The 21788-nt window shown below is 64.1% G+C and carries 19 protein-coding genes and 1 tRNA gene; 18 read left to right on the forward strand and 2 right to left on the reverse strand.

What is annotated here, in order from left to right:
* The first annotated feature begins 354 nt into the window (after positions 1–354).
* The 3 genes from QZ294_RS07470 to QZ294_RS07480 all read left to right on the forward strand — a co-directional run bounded on the left by QZ294_RS07470 (position 355) and on the right by QZ294_RS07480 (position 2425).
* Positions 355–603, forward strand: coding sequence for a hypothetical protein (locus tag QZ294_RS07470; protein WP_297048518.1), 249 nt, complete (start codon positions 355–357; stop codon positions 601–603).
* 18 nt (positions 604–621) lie between these two features.
* Positions 622–698 (forward strand) — tRNA-Arg (locus QZ294_RS07475).
* A gap of 179 nt (positions 699–877) precedes the next feature.
* Positions 878–2425: an outer membrane homotrimeric porin gene (locus tag QZ294_RS07480; protein ID WP_297048520.1), complete on the forward strand. Its 1548-nt coding sequence runs from the start codon at positions 878–880 to the stop codon at positions 2423–2425.
* Positions 2426–2551: 126 nt separating this feature from the next.
* On the opposite strand, the gene QZ294_RS07485 is transcribed toward QZ294_RS07480, so the two are convergent.
* Complete coding sequence (locus tag QZ294_RS07485) at positions 2552–3100, reverse strand: periplasmic heavy metal sensor (RefSeq protein WP_297048523.1); 549 nt, start codon at positions 3098–3100, stop codon at positions 2552–2554.
* Between the two features lie 180 nt (positions 3101–3280).
* Between QZ294_RS07485 and QZ294_RS07490 the strand changes: the two genes are divergently transcribed.
* The 10 genes from QZ294_RS07490 to QZ294_RS07535 all read left to right on the forward strand — a co-directional run bounded on the left by QZ294_RS07490 (position 3281) and on the right by QZ294_RS07535 (position 13280).
* Positions 3281–5173 (forward strand): ATP-binding protein, encoded by a 1893-nt coding sequence (locus QZ294_RS07490; RefSeq protein WP_297048525.1) that lies wholly within the window; start codon positions 3281–3283, stop codon positions 5171–5173.
* Positions 5170–6636 carry a sigma-54 dependent transcriptional regulator gene (locus QZ294_RS07495; RefSeq protein ID WP_297048527.1) on the forward strand — a complete coding sequence of 489 codons (1467 nt, stop codon included), beginning with the start codon at positions 5170–5172 and terminating at the stop codon, positions 6634–6636. The genes QZ294_RS07490 and QZ294_RS07495 overlap by 4 nt, the downstream gene beginning before the upstream one ends.
* A 4-nt stretch (positions 6637–6640) precedes the next feature.
* Positions 6641–7174 (forward strand): shikimate kinase AroL, encoded by a 534-nt coding sequence (aroL, locus tag QZ294_RS07500; protein WP_297048529.1) that lies wholly within the window; start codon positions 6641–6643, stop codon positions 7172–7174.
* Between the two features lie 123 nt (positions 7175–7297).
* Positions 7298–7720, forward strand: coding sequence for an ATP synthase F0 subunit B (locus tag QZ294_RS07505; protein WP_297048531.1), 423 nt, complete (start codon positions 7298–7300; stop codon positions 7718–7720).
* A 57-nt stretch (positions 7721–7777) separates the two neighbouring features.
* A complete protein-coding gene (locus tag QZ294_RS07510; RefSeq protein WP_297048533.1) occupies positions 7778–8356 on the forward strand; it encodes an ATP synthase F0 subunit B in 579 nt (192 codons plus the stop codon).
* On the forward strand, positions 8353–8904 hold the full coding sequence (atpH, locus tag QZ294_RS07515) for an ATP synthase F1 subunit delta (RefSeq protein ID WP_297048535.1): 552 nt from the start codon (positions 8353–8355) through the stop codon (positions 8902–8904). The genes QZ294_RS07510 and atpH overlap by 4 nt, the downstream gene beginning before the upstream one ends.
* Positions 8905–10413 carry a F0F1 ATP synthase subunit alpha gene (gene atpA / locus QZ294_RS07520; protein WP_297048537.1) on the forward strand — a complete coding sequence of 503 codons (1509 nt, stop codon included), beginning with the start codon at positions 8905–8907 and terminating at the stop codon, positions 10411–10413.
* 15 nt (positions 10414–10428) lie between these two features.
* Positions 10429–11307: a F0F1 ATP synthase subunit gamma gene (locus QZ294_RS07525; RefSeq protein WP_297048539.1), complete on the forward strand. Its 879-nt coding sequence runs from the start codon at positions 10429–10431 to the stop codon at positions 11305–11307.
* Positions 11308–11316: 9 nt separating this feature from the next.
* Positions 11317–12741: a F0F1 ATP synthase subunit beta gene (atpD, locus tag QZ294_RS07530; RefSeq protein ID WP_297048541.1), complete on the forward strand. Its 1425-nt coding sequence runs from the start codon at positions 11317–11319 to the stop codon at positions 12739–12741.
* Positions 12742–12881: 140 nt separating this feature from the next.
* Entirely contained in the window at positions 12882–13280 is a 399-nt protein-coding gene (locus QZ294_RS07535; RefSeq protein ID WP_297048543.1) for a F0F1 ATP synthase subunit epsilon, read from the forward strand.
* A 326-nt stretch (positions 13281–13606) separates the two neighbouring features.
* Here the strand turns inward: QZ294_RS07535 and QZ294_RS07540 are convergent, their stop codons facing one another.
* On the reverse strand, positions 13607–15148 hold the full coding sequence (locus QZ294_RS07540; protein WP_297048545.1) for a sigma 54-interacting transcriptional regulator: 1542 nt from the start codon (positions 15146–15148) through the stop codon (positions 13607–13609).
* 27 nt (positions 15149–15175) lie between these two features.
* Here QZ294_RS07540 and QZ294_RS07545 point away from each other — a divergent pair, with 27 nt between their 5' ends.
* The 5 genes from QZ294_RS07545 to QZ294_RS07565 all read left to right on the forward strand — a co-directional run bounded on the left by QZ294_RS07545 (position 15176) and on the right by QZ294_RS07565 (position 21773).
* Positions 15176–17680 (forward strand): pyruvate formate lyase family protein, encoded by a 2505-nt coding sequence (locus tag QZ294_RS07545; RefSeq protein WP_297048547.1) that lies wholly within the window; start codon positions 15176–15178, stop codon positions 17678–17680.
* A gap of 17 nt (positions 17681–17697) precedes the next feature.
* Positions 17698–18618, forward strand: a complete 921-nt coding sequence (locus QZ294_RS07550; protein ID WP_297048549.1) for a glycyl-radical enzyme activating protein — start codon at positions 17698–17700, stop codon at positions 18616–18618.
* Positions 18619–18679: 61 nt separating this feature from the next.
* Positions 18680–19633 carry a tripartite tricarboxylate transporter substrate binding protein gene (locus tag QZ294_RS07555; RefSeq protein WP_297048551.1) on the forward strand — a complete coding sequence of 318 codons (954 nt, stop codon included), beginning with the start codon at positions 18680–18682 and terminating at the stop codon, positions 19631–19633.
* Positions 19634–19756: 123 nt separating this feature from the next.
* Entirely contained in the window at positions 19757–20227 is a 471-nt protein-coding gene (locus QZ294_RS07560; RefSeq protein WP_297048553.1) for a tripartite tricarboxylate transporter TctB family protein, read from the forward strand.
* A 40-nt stretch (positions 20228–20267) separates the two neighbouring features.
* Positions 20268–21773 (forward strand): tripartite tricarboxylate transporter permease, encoded by a 1506-nt coding sequence (locus QZ294_RS07565; protein WP_297048554.1) that lies wholly within the window; start codon positions 20268–20270, stop codon positions 21771–21773.
* Positions 21774–21788: the final 15 nt, after the last annotated feature.

The raw sequence follows: 21788 nt of genomic DNA on the forward strand, positions 1-21788 counted from the left end.
CATCCTGGGGCTGGCGAGCGCCGCCGTTGCCGCCTGCCTGCTCCTGAGCGCGCGGCGCGCCGCGCCGCCGACCCCCGGGGAACAGCCGGAAGCGCAGGCCGGGGGGACACGGGGTACGCGCGCGGACGGGACAGCCCCCCGCAAGGCCAGGGACGCCTGCTCCGCCGGGCCGTGCCGTTCCTCGCATGGACGCGGCGTATGGGCGCAGGCCGTTCCCTACGGGCGTCCTTCCTGAGTCCGAAACGTCCGCCCCCGTGCGCGCGGAGGGCGGCGGGATGCCCGCCCCGCGGCCATCCCGCGGGCGGGGAACGGTTGTCGGGGAAACATGCATACGGAGAGCGTGTGGATACTGCCATGCAAGACGTCAGCAGGGCCAAGGCGCGGTTTTTGCGCGCGGCGGACGCCGTTGCCCCGCTCGACTATGTGCGCGAGCATCCGCTGCGGAGCGTCGGCTGCTCGTTTCTGCTCGGCCTGGCCCTGAGCTTTCTGCGCCGGGGTCCCGGCGGCCTTGCGCTGCTGCCCCTGGCGCTTCAGGCGACGGAACTGGCCGCCCGCCTCGGGCTGCTCGCCAGTCCGGAAACGCGGGAGCCGGCAGACGACTGAAACGCGCCGCCATCCCATGCGCCCGTAGCTCAGCAGGATAGAGCAGGAGCCTTCTAAGCTCTTGGTCAGGGGTTCGACTCCCTTCGGGCGCGCCACAGCAGACGACAGGCTTCCCATGGATGTGGGGAGCCTGTTTTTTTGTATGCCAGCGTCCGGGTAAAAATTTTTTTACAAAAAGGCTTGCGTTTTGCGCGCAATGCCGGTACAAAAATTTTGCCCCGCATGGGGTGGGGCGTTTTTCCCTGTTTCGGGGACAGAAGAAGAGGAAGGGACGATGAAAAAACTGTGTACGCTTCTGCTTGCCGCGGGCCTTGTCTTCGGGGCCGCCACCGGCGCGAGCGCCATTGATTTCCAGGCCAAGGGCCAGTGGCTCATGGGCTTCGGCGTTCAGGATACCAATTTCATCCACAAGACGCGTAATGCGGACGGCAAGAAATCCGCCACCAATACCGATGACAAGTTCGGCGCGGTGCAGCGGCTTCGCCTCCAGCTGGATGCCGTTGCCAGCGAGAGCCTCTCCGGCACGGTCGGCTTTGAGATCGGCACCACCACCTGGGGCCAGGCGGAGAGCGGCGGCGCCCTCGGCGCGGATGCCACCAACGTCATCAGGCTCAAGCGCGCCTATATCGACTGGATGGTTCCCGAGACGGACCTCAAGTTCCGCATGGGCATCCAGGGCGTGACCCTGCCCAACGTGGCCGGCGGTTCCGCCGTCATGGACACGGATGTGGCCGCCATCACCGCCAACTACAAGTTCAACGACGCCGTTTCGCTGACCGCCCTGTGGGCGCGTCCGCTCAACGACAACTTTGACGGCAACCGCACGATTGGACGCCATGACTCCAACCGCGCGGGCTACCTCGACAATCTGGATCTCTTCAGCCTCATGGTGCCCGTCACCCTGGACGGCTTCTCCATCACGCCCTGGGCCATGCTCGGCATGAAGGGCGCCAACTCCATGGAAGGCATCGCGAAGTGGCAGGGCCGCAGCAGCGAGAACGGCTTCTCGACGAGGGACGGCAACCCGAACTACAGCCTCTATCCTTATCCGGGGCTTGCGGGCCGCAACAATATCGGCGGCACCAGCAAGGGCTACGGCACCCTGTTCTGGGCCGGTCTGCCCTTCGCCATCACGGCCTTTGATCCGCTGAACATCGAGGTGGACCTCAACTACGGCTACTCCGAGCCTATGGGCCGGTACTGGGCCTCCAAGAACGGCGTCGCCAAACGCTCCAGCACCGAGCGTCAGGGCTGGCTGGCAAAGGCCCTTGTGGAATACAAGATGGACTGGGGTGTTCCCGGCATCTTCGGCTGGTATGGCTCCGGCGACGACGGCAACCCCAAGAACGGTTCCGAGCGCATGCCTTCCGTCGTGCCCATGGGCAACTTCACCTCCTTCATGGGCGACGGCAACTACGGCTGGGCCTGGCAGGACTTCTGCCTTGACTATTCCGGCACCTGGGGCATCGGCCTTCAGGTCCGCGACATGAGCTTTGTGGAAGATCTCTCCCACACCTTCCGCGTGGCCTACTGGGGCGGCACCAACAGCACCGGTATGGTCAAGTACATGGAAAATTCCTGGGCCTGGAACGACGGCATGGGCAGCAACACCGGCCCGTACCTGACCACCAACGACGGCCTGCTCGAGTTCAACCTCGTCAACAACTACAAGATGTACGAGAATTTCGACATCAACCTCGAACTCGGCTACATCGCCAACTTCGTGGACAACGACACCTGGAAGAAGGCGGGCGCCCGCAATACCTCCTTCCAGAAGCAGGATGTCTGGAAGGCCGAAGTCATCTTCGCCTACAGCTTCTAGTGTCTGTCGGCAAACGCCGACACGAACGAAAGAACGCAAAAACGGGGAGCCGGAAGGCTCCCCGTTTTTGCATGTTCAGGAGGAGGCGTTGCGGGGCGGAGGGGCGCCCCGCGTCATCTTCTGGCTCTAGTTCCAGCAGCCCCCGCGCGGGCCGTAGCCGCCATGGTGGCCGCCGCGGCGCCCGTGGTGGTAGCCGTAGCCGTAGCCGTGGCCGTCCGGACCCCAGCAGGGACCGTAGCCCGGGCCATAGCCGGGTCCGCCGTAGCCGGGTCCAGGCCGTCCCTGGGGCGCGGGCGCGGCATAGGCGTCCGCCGGGATGCCTTCCTTGGCGAGTTTGGCGCGCAGGTCCACGCGGGCGGCCATCAGCTTGCCGCGCAGTTCGCCGATGTCACGCGAAAGGGACTCGATCTTGCCCTTGTCGGGTTCGGGGCTGGCAAGCTGGGCGTCCAGTTCCGCGCGCTTGGCGCGCAACGCGTCGCGGAGGGCGTTGGTGCCGGCGAGGCTTTCGGAATGGAGCTTTTGGGCCGTGGCCTGCTGCTCGGGGGAAAGCCCGGGGTAGGCGTAGGCATCGGGGCGGTAGTCACGGCCGTTGGCGGCTTCCGCCGCGCCGGCCACGCCAAGGGCCAGGATGCCGGCCAGGGCCAGGGTGGTGATGCGTTTGCTGAGCATGGTCATGATGTTCCTCGTTGCTGAAGTTTGGGGCGCATGTGGCGCCGGAATTCCTGTGGCCGCCTTATAGCAAGCGCCATGCCATTATATATAATATACTGAAAGAAAAGATAAATTTCAAAAATTTGTCCCGCCGCCTTGCGTGCTGGGTGCGGATTGTGTACCCTTTTTACCCAGAGGCGGTCCATGGTGAGTAAAAAGGATACGGATCCCGAAAAAGCGGATACTTTCGACACGGTCGCGCCCGGCGTGCCGCGCGCAAGGGCGCGGCGCGGGGATGCGGTCCTCCCTTCCCCCGCGTCCCCGCCGTTCCGGCAGCAGCTTCTCCTGCTGGCGGGGCTTGCGCTGGCGGGGCTTTGCATCGCCGTCCTCGTCATCACGCGCGCTGTGGAGCGCGAGCGGGAGCAGATGCTGGCGGCCATCCATGGCCGCGCCGATTCCCTCGTCTGGGCGCTGGAGGGGAGCGCGCGCTTTCTGGACCCGGGACCCCACGGGAACGGCATGCTGGCGCGTCTGGCGGAAGAGGTGGCCCGGCAGCCGGGCGTGGCCTGGATCGCCATCACCGACGGCGCGGGCCGCATCCTTGCGGACAGCAATCCCGAGCTGGCAGGCTCGGTGCTCTACACGCCGGAGGAACTGCGCCGCCTGGCGCCGGGCAGCCTGACGCAGGGCCGCTTCAGCCCGGACGACCCCTCCATCTATGAGACCTGGCGCCTGTTCGCCCCCGGCCGCCTGCGCGGCGTGCACGGACGGCACGAAGGGACGCGCCCCGGCCCGGAACGGGCGGCCCGCTGCATTTTTGTGGCCCTGGATGTGACGGGCATGGAGGAACGGCTGGAGGAATATGTCCTCCACCTCTGGTTCATGGCCGGGCTTGTCCTGGTGGCGGCGCTGGCGACAACCGCGCTGGGGCTGCTCTTTCAGCGCTACCGTTCCTCGCGGCGCCGGCTGGCGGATGCCGAGGCTCTGGCCGCCCAGGTGGTGCGGAACTATCCCGCCGGGCTGGTCGTGCTCGACACGGCGGGCGACGTGCGTCTGTGCAATGCCCGCGCCCGCGCCCTGCTCGGCATGGAAGCGGCGGATGCGGCGCGGGACGCCGCCGGGCGGGGGGCGCCGGACACGATGGCGGCGCGCCTGGCCGGGACCGGGCTTGACTGGTCCGCGCTCATGGCCGAGCTGGACGGCGGCGTCCCGCTCCTGGAGCGCGAGCTGGAGCTGGGGCGGCCGCAGGGCGCGCCGCTGCCGGTGCAGCTGACGGCCGCGCGCCTGTCCGGCGCCGGGCATGAGCCTCTGGGCTATCTGTTCGCCCTGCGCGACCTGGGCGAGATCCGCAGTCTCCAGCGCCAGCTCCGGCAGCACGAGCGTCTTTCGGCCCTGGGCAATCTGGCGGCGGGCCTGGCGCACGAGATCCGCAATCCATTAAGCTCCATCCGGGGCTATGCCACCTATCTGACGGAGCGGCTGCGCGACGACCCGCTCGGCCATGCCACGGGCCAGGTGCTCATTGAGGAAACGGAGCGCCTGAACCGCGTGCTTTCCGACCTGCTCAGTCTGGCGCGGCCGCGCGAGCTGGCGCGCGCTCCGGCCAGCCTGGGCGCCGTGCTTTCTCGGGTGGTGGCCGTGGCCGCGCCGGACGCCGCGGAAAAGGGCGTGCGTCTGCGCCTCCGCCTGCCGGAAGGCGGGACGGATGCGGCAGAGGTGGATGCGGACCGGCTCATGCAGGCGGTGCTCAATCTGGTCATCAACGCCATCCAGGCCACGGACGCGGGCGGCGAAGTGGAGGTGGCGCTCGCGCGCGGGCGCGGCCCGGAACAGGCGCGGGACTGCTGGCGCATCAGCGTGCGCGACACGGGCTGCGGCATGTCGGCATCCACGACGGCCCAGATCTTCACGCCCTATTTCAGCACCAAGGCCGGCGGCACGGGCCTGGGCCTGAGCATCGCCCGCCAGATCGTGGAACAGCATGGCGGCGAGATCAGCGCCGGCAGCCTGCCCGGGCGCGGCACCACCATGACCATCCTGCTGCCGGACGGAAGCGGCGGCGCATGCCGGGCGCGCCCGGCGGAGGGCGCGGCATGAAGGCGAAACTGTCCATCCTCGTGGCCGATGACGACGTGGCCCACGGCCGCATGCTCCGCACCCTGCTGGAAAACTGGGGCTATGCCGTGGACGTGGCGGGCGACGGCGCGGAAGCCGTGCGCGCGTGCCGGGAGCGGTCGTTCGACCTTGTCCTGCTCGATGTCCGCATGCCGGTCATGGACGGTCTGGAGGCGCTGCAACGGATCAGGGAAGCGCGGCCTGCCCTGCCCGTGCTCATGATGACCGCCTATTCGGATGTCCCCGCCGCGGTGGAGGCCATCAAGAGCGGCGCCTTCGACTACCTCGCCAAGCCCCTGGACTTCGAGCGGCTCAGGGTCAGCCTGCGCAACGTCTTTGCCCATGCGGACCTGGTGGAGGAAAACGCCGCCCTGAGCCGCCGCCTTGCCGAAGGGAGCGCGCGCGGCGGCATCCTCGGCCAGAGCGCGCCCATGCGGGCGCTCTGGGAGATGATCCGCACCATCGCGCCCAGCGAGGCCACGGTGCTGGTGGCCGGGGAGTCCGGCACCGGCAAGGAGCTGGCCGCGAAGGCCGTGCACGACCTGAGCCGCCGGGCCTCCGGGCCTTTTGTGGCCGTCAACTGCGGCGCGCTCACCGAGACCCTGCTCGCCTCGGAGCTTTTCGGGCATGAAAAGGGGGCCTTCACCGGGGCGGACCGGCGCCATGACGGACTCTTCGTGCGGGCGCGGGGCGGCACGCTCTTTCTGGACGAGATCGGCGAACTGCCGCTTTCCATGCAGGTCAAGCTCCTGCGCGTCCTGCAGGAGCGCGAGGTGCTCCGCGTGGGCGGCGCCAGGCCCGAACCTGTGGATGTGCGCGTCATCGCGGCCACCAACAGGGACCTCGCCGAAGAGACGGCGCACGGCCGCTTTCGCGAGGACCTCTACTACCGCCTCAATGTGGTGACGCTCACCATGCCGCCCCTGCGCGACAGGGACGGTGACATCGAACTGCTTGCCCGGCATTTCGCCGCGCGCTTCGCGCAGGCCAACCACAAGCGCGTGACGGGCATCACGCCGCAGGCCCTGGACATCCTCACCCGCTACGCCTGGCCCGGCAATGTGCGCGAGCTGGAAAACGTCATGGAGCGGGCCGTCATCCTCATGCCCGGCGAACATATCGACGCGCGCGAGCTGCCGGAACGCCTGCTGCGGCCGGCTGGCGGGGCGCCGGAGGGGGGAGCGGCCGGCACCGGCACAGGCTTTGGTGATGACGGGCCTGCCGCCCTCCCCGGGGAACTTCCCGGTGATGGCGGACGCCTGCCCACCCTCGAGGAGGTGGAACGCGCCGTCATCGAGCGGACCCTGCGCCGGTGCGGCGGCAACAAGAGCGAGGCGGCGCGGGTCCTGGGCATCACGCGCAAGACCCTGCATGCGCGGCTCACCAGGTACGGCGGGGGATCCGTGGAGGGCGGGCCGGGGACGGAGACCCCGGAAAAGGGGTGAGGGGATGGCGGTCATTTTTCTCGTGGGGGGCCGCGGCGCGGGCAAGACCACCGTGGGCCGGGCGCTGGCGCTGCGCCTCGGGTGCGCGTTCACGGACATGGACCAGTTCCTTTGCGGACGCGCGGGCATGAGCGTGGCGGACATTGTGGCGGCCGAAGGCTGGAGCGGCTTCCGCGCCCGGGAAAGCGCGGCCCTGCGCGAGGCCGCGGCGAGCGCGGCGCTGCTCCCAACGGGGGCGGTCATCGCCACCGGCGGCGGCATCGTTCTGGACGCGGGCAACCGGAGCTTTCTTTGCGCGAACGGCGTGGTCTTCTGGCTCTCGCTGCCGCCGGAGGCCGCGGCCGCGCGCCTTGCGGCCAGTCCGCTGGCAGCGCAGCGGCCGTCGCTTACCGGGCGGAGCATGCTGGAGGAGCTGCGCGAGGTGCTGGCGGAGCGCGCCCCCCTCTATGCCGCCTGCGCGCACCATACGGTGGACGCCTCGGCATCCCCGGACGCGGTCTGCGCGGCCGTCCTGCGTCTGCTGCCGGGCGCGGCATGAGCGGTCGCCGGCAACTTTTTTTCGTATTTTGCCATATTTGTTCCCAATACCCTTTGACATAATCCTGACAGGGGGCTATGGTACGGGAGCTTTTTCACCCATTGTCATTGCAGGGGGCCGTGCATGCTGGACCTGAATATCACCCTCCTTTTTCAGCTGGCGAATTTCTTCATTGCCCTCTTTGTGCTCAATCTCCTTCTTATCCGGCCTGTCCGCGAAATCATCAAAAAACGCAACGGCATCATGGACGGCATGGCCGCGGAGGCCGATGCCTTCAATGCCGAGGCCACGGAAAAGCTCAACGCCTATGAGGCGGAGCTGGCCCGCGCCCGGCAGCAGGCGGGCCTTGCCCGCGAGGAAGGCCGCCAGTCCGGCCTGAACGAGCAGCAGGATATCGTGGGCGAGGCGCAGCAGAGCGCGCGCCAGCTGCTCGCGGAGAACCGCTCGGCCCTGCGCGGCCAGGCCGAGGCGGCCCTGAACGAGCTTCGCAACGGCATCAGCGATTTTTCCGCCAGGCTCGGCAACCGTCTGCTCGGCAATTCCTAGGCACTGGCACACACGGGTCCGCAGATGATGAACGCAGACCGCAACGGGGGGTGCGTCTTGAGCAAGAGAACTTTCCGCAACTTCCTTCCCGCTTTCCTGGCCGGTCTTCTGGTCCTGGCGGGCGCGGCCGAGGTCCTTGCCGCGGAAGGGCATCCGGCCCCGCGCTGGGGCGACTTTGCCTGGCGGGTGGTGAACCTCGTGGTCTTTGTGGGCATCCTCTGGTATTTCGTGGGCGGTCTCGCCAAGCGCTTCTTCAGGGGGCGGCGCCAGACCATCAAGGATACCCTGGACGAGCTGGAAAAACGCCGTGGCGAGGCGCGCGAACATCTCGCGGCCATTGAGGCGCGCATCGCCAACCTTGAGGCCGAGCGCCGGGCCATCCTTGAGGAAAGCAAGGAACAGGCGGCGCGGCTCAGGCAGAACATCGTGGACGAAGCCCGCCGACAGGCCGGGCAGATCGTGGAGCAGGCGCGCCGTGCCGCGGAAAACGAGGGACGTGCCCTGCGCGACCAGGTGCGTTCCACCCTGGCCGACGAAATCGTGGAGGCAACGGAAAAGGCCCTGCGCGGCAAGCTCACCGAGCAGGACCATGACCGGCTCATCGCCAACTCTCTGGACAAGGTGGTGCTGCGTTGACCGACACCGTTGTTGCGAGAAGGTACGCCAATGCCCTGTTTTCGCTGGGCAGGCGTGAGGGGGGCGACACCCTGGCAAAACGCGGGGCCTGCCTCGCGGCCCTGGGGGATCTTGTCGCCGGGGAACCGAAGCTGGGCGCTGTGCTGAAAAGCCCGGTCGTCGGCGTGGAGGAAAAGAAGGGCGTGCTGGGCGCACTGCTGGAAAAGCTCGGCGCCGACCAGACCATGCGGAATTTCTGCTTTCTTCTGGCTGACAAGGAGCGCCTTGCCTCCCTGCGCCAGATCGCCGGCTGGTACGGCATCCTCCTCGACGAGGCCAACGGGGTCCTGCGGGGCAGGGTGATCACCGCCGTCAAGCTCTCCAAGGCCAAGCGGGAGCAGCTGCGGGCCGAGCTGGCGAAGAAGAGCGGCGGCGACATCGAACTGGCCTTCAGCGTGGACCCGGAGATCCTCGGGGGCATGGTGCTCGCCGTGGGGGACAAGGTGCTGGATTCGAGTCTGCGCGCGCAGCTGGGGATCCTCCGCGAGACTTTCAAGAGGGGTGTGTAGATGCAGATCAAAGCGGACGAGATAAGCAAGATCATCGAGGATCAGATCCAGAACTACGAGCAGCGCGTGGAGATGAGCGAGACCGGCACCGTGCTCTATGTGGGTGACGGCATCGCCCGCGTGCACGGTGTGGAGAATGCCATGTCCATGGAGCTGCTGGAGTTCCCCGGCGGAGTCATGGGCATGGTGCTCAACCTTGAGGAGGACAACGTGGGCGTGGCCCTCCTCGGCTCGGACGTGGGCATCAAGGAGGGCGACCCGGTCAAGCGCACGGGCAGGATCTTTTCCGTGCCCGTGGGCGAGAAGGTCATGGGCCGCGTGCTCAACCCCCTGGGCGAACCCATCGACGGACTCGGACCCGTTGAGGCCGACGAGACCCGCCCCGTGGAAATCAAGGCGCCCGGCATCATCCAGCGCAAGAGCGTGCATGAGCCGATGCCCACGGGTCTCAAGGCCATCGACGCCATGACGCCCATCGGCCGCGGCCAGCGCGAGCTGATCATCGGCGACCGCCAGACCGGCAAGACGGCCGTGTGCGTGGACGCCATCCTGGCCCAGAAAGAGACGGGCATCCACTGCTTCTATGTGGCTATCGGCCAGAAGGAATCCTCGGTGGCTCTGGTGGCTGACGTGCTGCGCAAGCACGGGGCCATGGAATACACCACCATCATTTCGGCCACCGCCTCCGATCCGGCGCCGCTCCAGTATATCGCGGCCTATACCGGCTGCACCATGGCGGAATACTACCGCGATAACGGCAAGCACGCCCTTATCGTTTATGACGACCTTTCCAAGCAGGCCACGGCCTACCGCCAGATGTCCCTCCTGCTCCGCCGCCCGCCGGGACGTGAAGCCTTCCCCGGCGACGTCTTCTACCTGCATTCGCGTCTTCTGGAGCGCGCGGCCAAGCTCAGCGACGAGCTGGGCGCCGGCTCGCTCACGGCGCTGCCCATCATCGAGACGCAGGCGGGCGACGTGTCGGCCTATATCCCGACCAACGTCATCTCCATCACGGATGGTCAGGTCTATCTGGAGCCGAGCCTGTTCAACGCCGGCGTGCGCCCGGCCATCAACGTGGGCCTTTCGGTGTCCCGCGTGGGCGGTGCCGCGCAGATCAAGGCCATGAAGCAGGTGGCCGGCACCATGCGTCTGGACCTTGCCCAGTACCGCGAGCTGGCGGCCTTCGCCCAGTTCGGTTCCGACCTCGACAAGGCCACCAAGGCCAAGCTGGAGCGCGGCGCGCGTCTGGTGGAGCTGCTCAAGCAGCCCCAGTACCAGCCCATGCCGGCCCAGGAGCAGGTGGCATCCATCTGGGCGGCCACGCACGGCTATATGGATGACGTTCCCGTGGAGGACATCCGCGCCTTCGAGGCGGACATGCTCACCTTCCTGCGCGATACGCGCAAGGATGTGCTCGATGCCATCAGGGACAAGAAGGTCATCGACGCTGACGTGGAAAAGGGGCTGGAAGACGCCGTCACCGCCTTCAAGCAGGGGCGGCAGGCCTAAGCGCGGGAGAGCCGGATGCCATCGCTCAAAGACGTAAAAATGAAGATCGTGGGTGTCGGCAAGACCAAGCAGATCACCAAGGCCATGGGCATGGTGGCCTCGGCCAAGCTGCGCGGCGCCCAGAGCCGCATCGAGCGCTTCCGCCCGTATGCCGCCAAGTACCGCCAGGTCATCGGCGAGCTTGCGGCCAAGGTGGATGGCGTGAGCCACCCCCTGCTCACCGAGCATGAGGAGAAAAAGCGCTGCTGCATCATCCTCGTCACCTCCGACAGGGGGCTGTGCGGCGGTTTCAATGCGGGCATCATCGCCGAGGGGCTTCGGCTCGCGCGGGAACGGACGGCGGAAGGCATGGAGGTGAGCTTTCTCTGCGTGGGCAGGAAAGGCCGCGACGCCATCCGCAAGAGCGGTTTCGCCCTGGGCACGTCCTTTGGCGACCGCATGGGCAGCGTGGACTTCCCGCTGGCAAGCGCGGTGGCCGTGGAGGTCATCCACGCCTATGAGAAACTGGAGCTGGACGAAGTGTGGCTCGTGTATGGCGAGTTCCTCTCCATGGCAAAGCAGCCGCCGGCATCCCTGCGTCTGCTGCCGCTCAAGGCGCCCGGCGCGGAGAGCGGGCCGGACTCCGGACCCCAGTGCGAATATGTCTATGAGCCGAGCGAGGCCAAGCTCCTGGAGGATCTTCTGCCGCGCTACGTCAAGGTGCAGGTGTACAGCGGCCTGCTGGACACGGCGGCCAGCGAGCATGCCGCGCGCATGGCCGCCATGGACAACGCCACGCGCAACTGCGACGAGCTCATCAACACCCTGACCCTGCTCTACAACAAGACCCGGCAGGCCTCCATCACCAGCGAACTCATCGACATCGTCGGCGGCGCGGAAGCGCTCAAGGGCTAAGGAGCGAACATGAGCAAGAACATCGGCAAGATCGTCCAGGTCATCGGCGCAGTGGTGGACGTGGAGTTCAGCGACGGCCACCTGCCCGAGATCCTGACCGCGCTCGAGATCAAGAATCCCAACAATAAGGACGCCCCGGACCTTGTCTGCGAAGTGGCCCAGCACCTGGGCGACAACGTGGTGCGTACCATCGCCATGGACGCCACCGAGGGCCTTGTGCGCGGCATGGAAGTGACGGATACGGGCAAGCCCATCATGGTGCCCGTGGGCAAGGCCGCCGTGGGCCGCATCCTCAACGTCATTGGCCGCCCCGTCGACGGCCTCGGCCCGGTGGAGGCGGAAAAGCACTATCCCATCCACCGTCAGCCGCCGCAGTTCACGGACCTGAATACCAAGGTCGAACTGCTTGAGACCGGCATCAAGGTCGTGGACCTGCTCGTGCCTTTCCCCAAGGGCGGCAAGATGGGCCTCTTCGGCGGCGCCGGCGTGGGCAAGACGGTCATCCTCATGGAGATGATCAACAACATCGCCAAGCAGCACGGCGGCACCTCGGTCTTCGCCGGCGTGGGCGAGCGCACGCGTGAGGGCAACGACCTCTATAACGAGCTGAAGGAGGCCGGCGTTCTGGAGCGCGCCACGCTCGTTTACGGGCAGATGAACGAGCCTCCGGGAGCACGCGCCCGCGTGGCCCTGACGGCCCTCGCCTGCGCCGAGTATTTCCGCGACGAGGAACATCAGGACGTGCTGCTCTTCATCGACAACATCTTCCGCTTCACCCAGGCGGGTTCGGAAGTGTCGGCCCTGCTCGGGCGCATGCCCTCGGCCGTGGGCTACCAGCCCACCCTCGGCACGGACCTGGGCGGCCTGCAGGAGCGCATCACCTCCACCAACGAGGGGTCCATCACCTCGGTGCAGGCGGTGTACGTCCCCGCTGACGACCTGACGGACCCGGCCCCGGCCACGACCTTCTCGCATCTGGACGGCACCCTCGTGCTTTCGCGCCAGATCGCGGAACTCGGCATCTATCCCGCCGTGGACCCGCTGGACTCCACCTCCCGCATCCTCGACCCCAACGTGGTGGGCGAAGAGCATTACAGCGTGGCCCGGCGTGTGCAGATGGTGCTCCAGAAGTACAAGGAACTTCAGGACATCATCGCCATCCTCGGCATGGACGAGCTTTCGGACGAGGACAAGCTCACGGTGGCGCGCGCGCGTCGCATCCAGCGCTTCCTCTCCCAGCCCTTCCATGTGGCCGAGACCTTTACGGGCATGCCCGGCCAGTATGTCAAGCTCGAAGACACCATCAAGGGCTTCAAGGGCATTCTGGACGGCGAGTATGACCACCTGGCCGAGAGCGACTTCTACATGGTGGGCGACATCAGCCAGGCCATCGCCAAGTACGAGGCCCGCAAGGCCCAGGAAGAAAAAGCCTGAGTTGCAGCGCCCGCCCGCGGTCGCGGGCGGGCGCGCTGCCGGGGCTTCTGATCCCGGCTCCCATCCGTCAGGCGGCGGTGTCCCGTTGTCACGATGGAGAGGCACGGCCCGGTTTTTCACGCGCTATTTGAGGAGCAGCCATGGCTACATTGCGACTGGAAGTCGTCACACCGGACAAGACCGTGGTGAGCACGGATGCGGAAATGGTCATCTGCCCCGGAGTGGTGGGCGAGTTCGGCGTCCTGCCGCATCACGTCTCCCTGCTTTCGGCCCTGAAGATCGGGAATCTGCGCTATCGCGCCAACGGCAAGGATGAAGAGGTCTTCATCTCCGGCGGCTTTGTGGACGTCAACAATAATATCTGCAGCGTCCTGGCGGAATCGGCGGAGCATGCGCGGGACATCGACACCCGGCGGGCCTTGGCCGCCAAGGAACGCGCCGAGCAGCGCCTGGCCCGGCGCGAGGAGGATCTGGACGAAGTCCGGGCGCAGGTCGCGTTGCAGCGCGCCCTCATGCGCCTTCAGATCGCCGGGGTCTAGAGCATTTTTTGATGGAAGTTGCTCAAACCGTTTCAGAAAATCCAAATATGTCCAGTTAGCATGTTCTTTCAGCATGTTAACTGGGCATATTTGCCGTATGCCATCCACCAAAATCCCCCTGAATCCGGAAAATCCGTCGGTAGACATGCTGGCAGTCCGTAGGCCGGAGCTGTCGGTGATGGCATCCTGCGAAGAATTTTTGCAGGATCGTTCGCGAAAAAGCGTGGTTTTTCGCGCACTCCCGGCGGCTATGCCGCCGCAAAACCCTTACGGGTTTTGTAGTGTCTACTTTTGCAAGTAGACCCTGGCGTGGGAGGAGTGGGCATCTACGTGCGGACGTGTTTCAGACGGGCATACAGTGTTGCGCGCGAGAGGCCCAACTTTCGTGCCGCGGCGCTCGCGTTGCCGCCACATCCGCGCACGGCCTCCGCTGCTTGTTCCGGGCTTACGGCCCTTGCTCCCCCGAGTCTGGGCTTTCCGATGTCCACGTTTTCGCGAATCCACGGGGGCAGGTCGCGCAGGCTGATCTTCCGGTTTTGGGCGGCAATATCCGCATAGATCAATGCGTTGCGTAATTCGCGCACATTGCCGGGCCACGCATATGCCATCATGGCCCGCATGGCTGCGGCATCCACGCGGCTTGAGAGGTTATCGACTTTCAGGAAATGTCTGATAAGGAGCTTCAGGTCGTTGCCTCTCTCACGCAGGGGGGGGATGGCGAGCGGCAGCACGGCCAGCCTGAAAAACAGGTCTTCCCGAAATTCGCCGCTGTGGGCCATTCGCCGCAGATCCTTGTTGGTGGCGCAGATGAGCCGGATATTCACCGAGCGGCTTGTAAGCGAATTGAGCCGTTGCACCTGGCCGGTTTCCAGCGAGCGCAGTAGCACCCCTTGCGACTCCAAGGGCAATTCACCCACCTCATCCAGAAACAGCGTGCCCTTGTCCGCAATTTCCATCAGGCCTGGCTTGCCCTCCTTCCTTGCGCCTGTGAAGGCTCCGGGCGCATAGCCGAACAATTCCGAATTGATTAAGTCGCGTGGAATGGCCGCGCAGTTGATGCAGACAAAGGGAGCCTCTGCCCTGCTGCCGCCACGCTGGATGGCACGGGCCAGCAATTCCTTTCCGGAACCTGTGGGTCCGGTAAGGAGCACAGGTTCATCAGAGGCGGCATAGCGTGCCGCCATTCCGAGGCAGGCAAGCATCCCCTTGTCCTGGGTCACGATGTCGCCGGAAAGCAGAGTGCGGCCGGAGGTGAGGCGCGAGAGGAGTTTTTCATTACTGGCGAGTCGATCCCAGAGGCCGTTCCAGCCCTCGTTGCCGACGCATAAAAGTTGCGAAATGAAGCCCGTCACCTGGCCGCTGGCATCGCGGATAGGGATGCGGTTGACGAGGATCCGCGTTTTCTCCTTGAATACCGAACTTTCCTGGTAAAGCTCTTCGCGGCCCTGGCGCATGACTTCTTCGGCACGCGACCTGGGCATGAACTCGGTGATCCTGTGCCCGATGATCTCTTCCGGCGGCCGCCCCAGATAGGCGGCATATGGTTCGTTGATATATCTGACAACGCAGGCCCTATCGCAGTAAAAGACGCCAAAGGGAAGGGAGCGCAGAACGGCCAGCGTTGTCTTGTCCGGCTGCCCATTTTGTTCATTCATCGCGGTTTGTGGGGTTTTTGTGTTTAATTCGGCTGAAAATCTGTCAAAATGTGTATAAATTGTAGAATTTCCTGTCAAGAAGTGCCTTCCGGCCTTTCCCTGTTGAAGGGCTGCCTTATAAAATCCATAAAATTCGAAGAGATGTGAGCATTGTCTTTCTTTGGCCCGCTTCTTGCCTAATAGGAAACAGCCGGCGCGGGCGATGCGCCGCAAATCTTCTAATCAGTTGAGGCAAGAGCCATGAGTTGTTGCAGCGCGGGGTATGAGGTGCTTTCTCCCCAGGAAGAACGTATCGAGGCTGGGAAGTTGTATGATACGCCACCCGAGGGATTGAGTCCAGGTCGTGAACGGATCTACCGGATGCTGAAGCGTCTGAGGGAACAGAGGCTCCCCCGCATCAGCATGGACCGTGCCCGTCTGTTTACCGAATCCATGAGGGAGACGGAAGGCGAGCATCTGGACTTGCGCTGGGCAAAGGCTCTCCTGCACATAGCGAAGAATATTCCCCTTCATATCGAGGAGGACACCCTGCTGGCCGGGCGCTGCGATGGCAAGAGCGGCCGCCACGGCATCATTTTCCCCGAGCTGGAAGGCGGTTTTCTGGATCGCGTGGCCGACGCGTTTGAAAAGGAAAACGACGTTTACGAACTTTCCGCAGCAGACGCTGCATCCATGCGGGAGATGGCTGAATACTGGCGTGGCAAGACCCTGCTCGACAGGTTGTATGCGGCCATTCCACCTGATACCCGACGCCTGATTTTCAAGGATGGCGACTATTACGGGCAAAAGTACATCATCACCCAGACGGCCTCCACGCGTTCTTCCCTGCAATGGGTGCCGGATTATGGCAAGGTAATCAACAGGGGCTTCGCCGCCCTGCGCGATGCAGCACAGGCGCGCCTCGACACGCTGGATCTGCTGGATTCAGAGATCGCCCTCAACGAGGAACCCTTCCTGCGCGCCCTGATCATGAGTTGTGACGCCATGATCCTGTTTGCCCACCGCTACGCCGACCTGGCCGCCAATATGGCCGCCAGGACTTCCGAACCCAAACGCCGTGCCGAGCTTGAACGCATGGCCCGGACCCTGCGCCGCGTACCGGAATTCCCGGCCCGGGATTTTTACGAGGCTGTGCAGGCGCACTGGATCTTTCAATGCTTTTCCCGCCTTGAGCAAAGGACAAGCTCAGTCATTTCCAACGGGCGTCTCGACCAGCTTTTCTACCCCTTCTATGTGGCGGACAAGAAGGCGGGCACGCTCACCGATGATGATGCCCTTGAGATTCTCGAAAATCTCTGGCTCAATATCGCCAACTACATCAATATCAGCGTCAGCCCCCAGGCCAAGGCCTTTTACGAGGGGCACGCCCATTGGGAAGCCGTGACCATCGGCGGCAAGCTCCCCGACGGGCGCGACGCCACCAACGAGCTTACCTACCTCATCCTGCAGTCCAAACGCGCCGTGCCGCTGAACTATCCCGACCTCGCCGCGCGCATCCATTCTCTTTCGCCTCAGCCGTACCTCATGGAGGTGGCCGAAACCATCAAGGAAGGCTCGGGCTTCCCCAAGATTTTCAACGATGAGGAGATCATCCCCCTCTACCTGCAAAAGAATGTGCCGCTGGAAGTTGCCAACGACTATTCCGCTTCCGGCTGCTCTGAAGTACGCCTGCCTAACTGGGATACCTGCCTCACCCCCCACCCCTGGCTCAATCTCGGTTCCGTGCTTGAGATGACCCTCAACAACGGCCGTCTCCATTATTTCGACAACCAGCGCTTCGGGCTGGAAACGGGCGACGCGCGCGACTTCAAGAGTTTTGACCAGCTCTTCGAGGCCTTCAAGAAGCAGCTGTATCACATGTTGACACGCGCCTTTGTGCTGGTGCGCTGCGTGGAGAAAACGCGGGCGGAAAATCTGGCTACACCGCTCTTCTCCCTCTTGCATGACAAGGCCTTCGAGCAGTGCAAGGATCTCCACTCCAACGCCATCAAAGGCGGTGCGAGCGTGGGTTTCTACGACCTCATCGGCCTTGGCACGGTGCTGGATTCCCTGGCCGCTATCAAGAAGCTCGTCTTTGAAGAGGAAAAGCTGACCATGGCCCAGGTCTGCGACGCCCTGGACGCCAACTTCGAGGGCTTTGACACTGTGCGCGCCCTGCTCGGCACGGCCCCCAAGTACGGCAACAATGATCCCTATGTGGACAGCATCGGTTACGAGCTGGAAAAGGCCGCAGTGGAGTTTTCGCACAAGTACCGCACCGGCAACGATACCGAGCTGGATGTCCGCTATGTGCCGGTCACCTCACATATCCCGCTCGGCAAGGTGGTCTGGGCCACGCCCAATGGCCGCCTGGCCGGAACCTACCTCTCCGAGGGGTCTTCGGCCTCCCATGGCGCGGACACCTGCGGCCCCACGGCGGTGCTGCTCTCCAATGCCCATACCAAGTATCTCGGCCTGCCCGAGCGCGCTGCCCGGCTGCTGAACATCAAGCTCAGCCCCGCGGCCATCGCCGGTGTCGCCGGTTCGCGCAAGCTCACCCAGTTCCTGCGCACCTTCTGCGACCTCAAGCTCTGGCATCTCCAGTTCAATGTCATCAACAGGGAAACCATGCTCAAGGCGCAAAAAGAGCCGGAACACTACCGCAACCTGCTGGTGAGGGTGGCCGGTTACAGCGCCTACTTTGTGGACCTTTCGCCCAGTCTTCAGGACGAGATCATTGACCGCACGGAGCAGACGGAGGTGTAGCCGTGCGGGACGACACCATGGCAGCCAAGGGCGCCGTCAGGGGCATGATTTTCAATATCCAGAAATTCTCCGTCCATGATGGCTACGGCATCAGGAGTACGGTCTTCTTCAAGGGATGCCCCCTTGGTTGCCTCTGGTGCTCCAATCCCGAATCACAAGCCGCCGGGTTCGACTATTCGCGCTCCAGCCTCCGCTGCAAGGGCTGCGGCATCTGCGTGGCACACTGCCCCGAGGGGGCGCTGGTCCGGGGCGAAGACGGGAGCATCCTGCGTGACGCGCAGAAATGCGTCATGTGCGGGCGCTGCGCTGATGCCTGCCCTGAAGGGGCCATAAACCTTGTGGGGCGGGAAGCCACCGTGGCCGAAGTTCTGGCGGAAACAGCCATGGACGGCGTTTTTTACCGCGACAATGGCGGCCTGACCATCAGCGGTGGCGAGCCGTTGCTGCAACCGGTGTTCGCGGCGAGCCTTTGCGAGCTGGCGCGACGTCAGGGAATGACCACGGCCATGGAGTCTTCCTTTGCCGCGCCTTTGGAACATGCGCTCTCGGTATGCGGCCATCTCGACCAGCTCATGACGGATATAAAGCATATGGACAGCAAGAGACACAAGGGGGCCACGGGACTCGGCAACGAGCGCATCCTCGCCAATATCGGCGAGGTGCGTCAGCGCTTTCCCGCGCTGGACATGCTCATTCGTTGCCCCGTGATCCCCGGTTTCAACGATGACGAGGCGCATGTGGAACGACTGGCCCGCTTTGTGGGTTCCCTTCCCGGCGCAAGGCTCGAACTTTTGGCCTATCATCGCCTTGGTGAAGGCAAATACGCCAATCTCGGGCGTCCCTATCCCCTTGCAGGCGTGGCTCCGCTCCCAAAAGAAAGGATGACGGAATTGCGTTCCCTGGCGGCGGCGTATGCGCCTCCGCCGGCCCAGGAATAACTGGTATTCCCCGTCGCCCGGTTTGGCGGCGGCTGTCAAATCCTCAAACAGGAGAAGGACGATGAGAAGATCAAGCTGGCTGACCCTCCTGCTCGCGCTTGCCCTGCTGGTTTTTCCGGCAGCGGGGAATGCGGCCTATCCTGAGAAACCCGTGGTCATGATCGTGGGCTACGCGGCGGGCGGAAGCACGGATATTCCCGCCCGGGCCTTCGCCCAGGTTCTGAGCAAGAAACTCGGCAAGAATGTGGTCATCAAGAACGTCACCGGCGCTTCCGGCGTGGCCGGCAATGCCGAGGCGGCCTTCTCCAAGCCCGACGGCTACACCATCCTCTATGGTCCCGCCGGACCCATGGCTATGTATCCCAATATCCAGAAAATGCCCTATGCGCCGGACGCGCTGACGCCCGTGTGCCGCGTGGTACAGGACAATACCGTGCTGTTCTCGCCCAGGAACGCCCCGTGGCACGACTATAAAAGCATGGTCGAAACCATCGCCAAGGAGCCGGGCAAGTACCGCTACGCCACTTCCGGCAACAATAATCCCGCCCACATGGCGAACCTTCTGCTTTTCAAGGAGCTGGGGCTGGATGTGGGACATCTCCCGGCCAATGGCGGCGCCGGCTGCGTACAGGCCATGAACGCGGGCAATGCCCATTTTTACGCGGACATGCCACCCGTGGGCAAAACCTACGATCTCCAGCCCATTGGCGTCTATGCCAGCGAGCGCCTGCCCCATGCGCCGGACATCCCCACCTTCAAGGAGCTGGGCGCCAACCCGCCAGATACCTATGTCTGGCAGGGGCTGTTCGTCCCCAAGGGCACGCCCCGGGAAGTGATCGACACGCTGGCAAAGGCCACGGAAGAAGCGCTCAACGACCCCGAGTGCAAGGAACTCTTTAAAAAAATCCAGACCACTGGCGCCTACATGGGCACGGAAGAGTTCAAGAAGTTTTATCCTGAGGAGATCAAGCGCTGGCATGACATCTATGTCAAGGCCGGCGTACTGAAGGAATAGGCGGATTTCGCAGGGTCGCAGGGTCTCGTTGCCCTGCGGCTCCGCCTCTCCGGACGCCCGTGTGACGAAGCCGGCCGTCCGGCCGTGGAAAACACCTGCGGCGAACAGCCGTGAGGAGGGGCTATGCCCAGCTACAAATACCAGGAATTCATCTTTTCCCTGCTGATGTTGGTGGCCGGGCTTGCGCTCGTCGTCCATTCGTATTCGGACGCCTACACCCATTCCCACTCCGGGAACGGCGCTCTGGAACCCATGTTTTATCCCCGGCTCGTCCTCTGGCTCTGGTGCGCCTCCTCCCTCGTCATGGCTCTTCGTGCGCTCAGGCTTTCCCCCAAGATCCGCAAAAGTTTCAACGGCAGGCAGGTCTGCCTGGCCCTCGGCATGATGACCGGGATGCTGGCGCTCATGCTCGCCTTCGGCTTCATGGCCGGGGCCGCGCCATTTGTGGCCTCGTTTGCGATTTTACTCGGCTACAGGCACAAGTGGCGGCTTGCCATCGCCTCCCTGCTCATCCCCCTGTTTCTCTATGTGCTCTTTGAGCACGCGCTCGGAATCATGCTGCCCTCGCCGCTCTGGGATCCACTTGGCATCTGACGCCAGTTCATAACGAGCCCTGCGGGGCGAGGAGATCGGGATGGAAGCCTTGCTTGAATCGCTGACCAATATCGGCTGGATAACGCTTCTGATGGTCTTTGTCGGGACGCTGTTCGGGACGGTCCTGGGCGCCCTGCCTGGCTTGGGGTCCATCGTGGGCATCAGCGTTGCGTTACCCTTCACCTTCACCCTGCCCAGCGCGGCCGCCATCGCCCTCTTGCTGGGGGTGTACGCTGGCTCTATCTATGGTGGCTCCATTTCCTCCATTCTCATCAATACCCCGGGAACGCCGCAATCGGCGTGCACCGCCATCGAGGGCTATCCCATGGCGCGGATGGGCAAGGCGCGGGAAGCCATTGGCTGGGCGACCATGGCCTCCCTGCTCGGCGGCTGCTTCTCCTGCCTGGTCTTTCTCATCTTTGCCCCGCAGCTTGCCAACTGGGCCAGCAAGTTCGGGGCCATGGAAATCACGGCCCTCGTCTTTCTCGGGCTTTCGTCCATCTGCCTGCTTTCTGCTGAATCCAAGGTCAAGGGCATCTTTTCCGGACTCACCGGCCTTGTCCTCGCCATTGTAGGGCAGGACCCCATTACGGGCGAGGTCCGCTTCACCTATGACTGGTATCCGCTCATGTCGGGAATCACATTGATCCCGGTGGTGGTGGGGGCATTTGCCATTGCCGAGGTGCTGGCCCGGGTGGACGCCATCACGCGCACTGAGGAACTCAATCCCGTCAAGTGCGGCCTGATGAAACTGCCCTCTCTGGCCGAGATTGGCAAGCGCTGGAAGCAACTGCTGAAATCGTCGTTCATCGGCACGATGATTGGCGTATTGCCGGGCGCTGGTTCCACCGCCGCTGCCTTCATCAGCTATGGCGAGGCCAAGCGCAGCTCCCCCCACAGGGAAAACTTCGGCAAGGGGGAAGTGGACGGCATCATCGCAAGTGAGGCGTCCAACAACGCGGTGACAGGCGGCGCGCTGGTTCCCGCCTTCGCGCTCGGCATCCCCGGCGATGCGGTGACGGCCATCATGCTGGCGACGCTGATCTTCCATGGGGTGGTTCCCGGGGCCAGGCTGATGCAGGAAAGCCCGGCCACGGTCTATTCCGCCTTCATCACATTGACCATTGCCAATATCCTGCTCATTCCCTGCGGCATGATCGTCATGGCTATGTTTTCGCGCCTGCTGCGCATCCCTGAGCAGATATTCCTGCCCTTCATCTTCCTTATCTGCCTTCTGGGCGCCTATTCGGCGCGCAACAACGAGCTTGATCTCTATCTCGCGCTCATTGCCGGCGGCCTGGGCATCGCATTCCGCTATTTTGGCGTTTCCGTGGCGCCAATGGTCATCGGACTCGTGCTTGGCGCTCCCTTTGAATACAGCCTGCGGCAAGCCTTCATCCTTTCCGAGGGACATTTTTTCACGTCCTTCATGGAACACCCCATTGCGGTGTTCCTCCTCGCGTTGACGGTACTCCTTCAGGGCGCCCCGTGGGTGGTCAGTCTGAGAAAGAAACGCACAATCCCGGCAAATGGTTCCGGGCAGTAAATGAGGAAGGGGATC

This window comes from uncultured Desulfovibrio sp. (genome assembly GCF_910584445.1).
Classification (GTDB): Bacteria; Desulfobacterota; Desulfovibrionia; order Desulfovibrionales; family Desulfovibrionaceae; genus Desulfovibrio.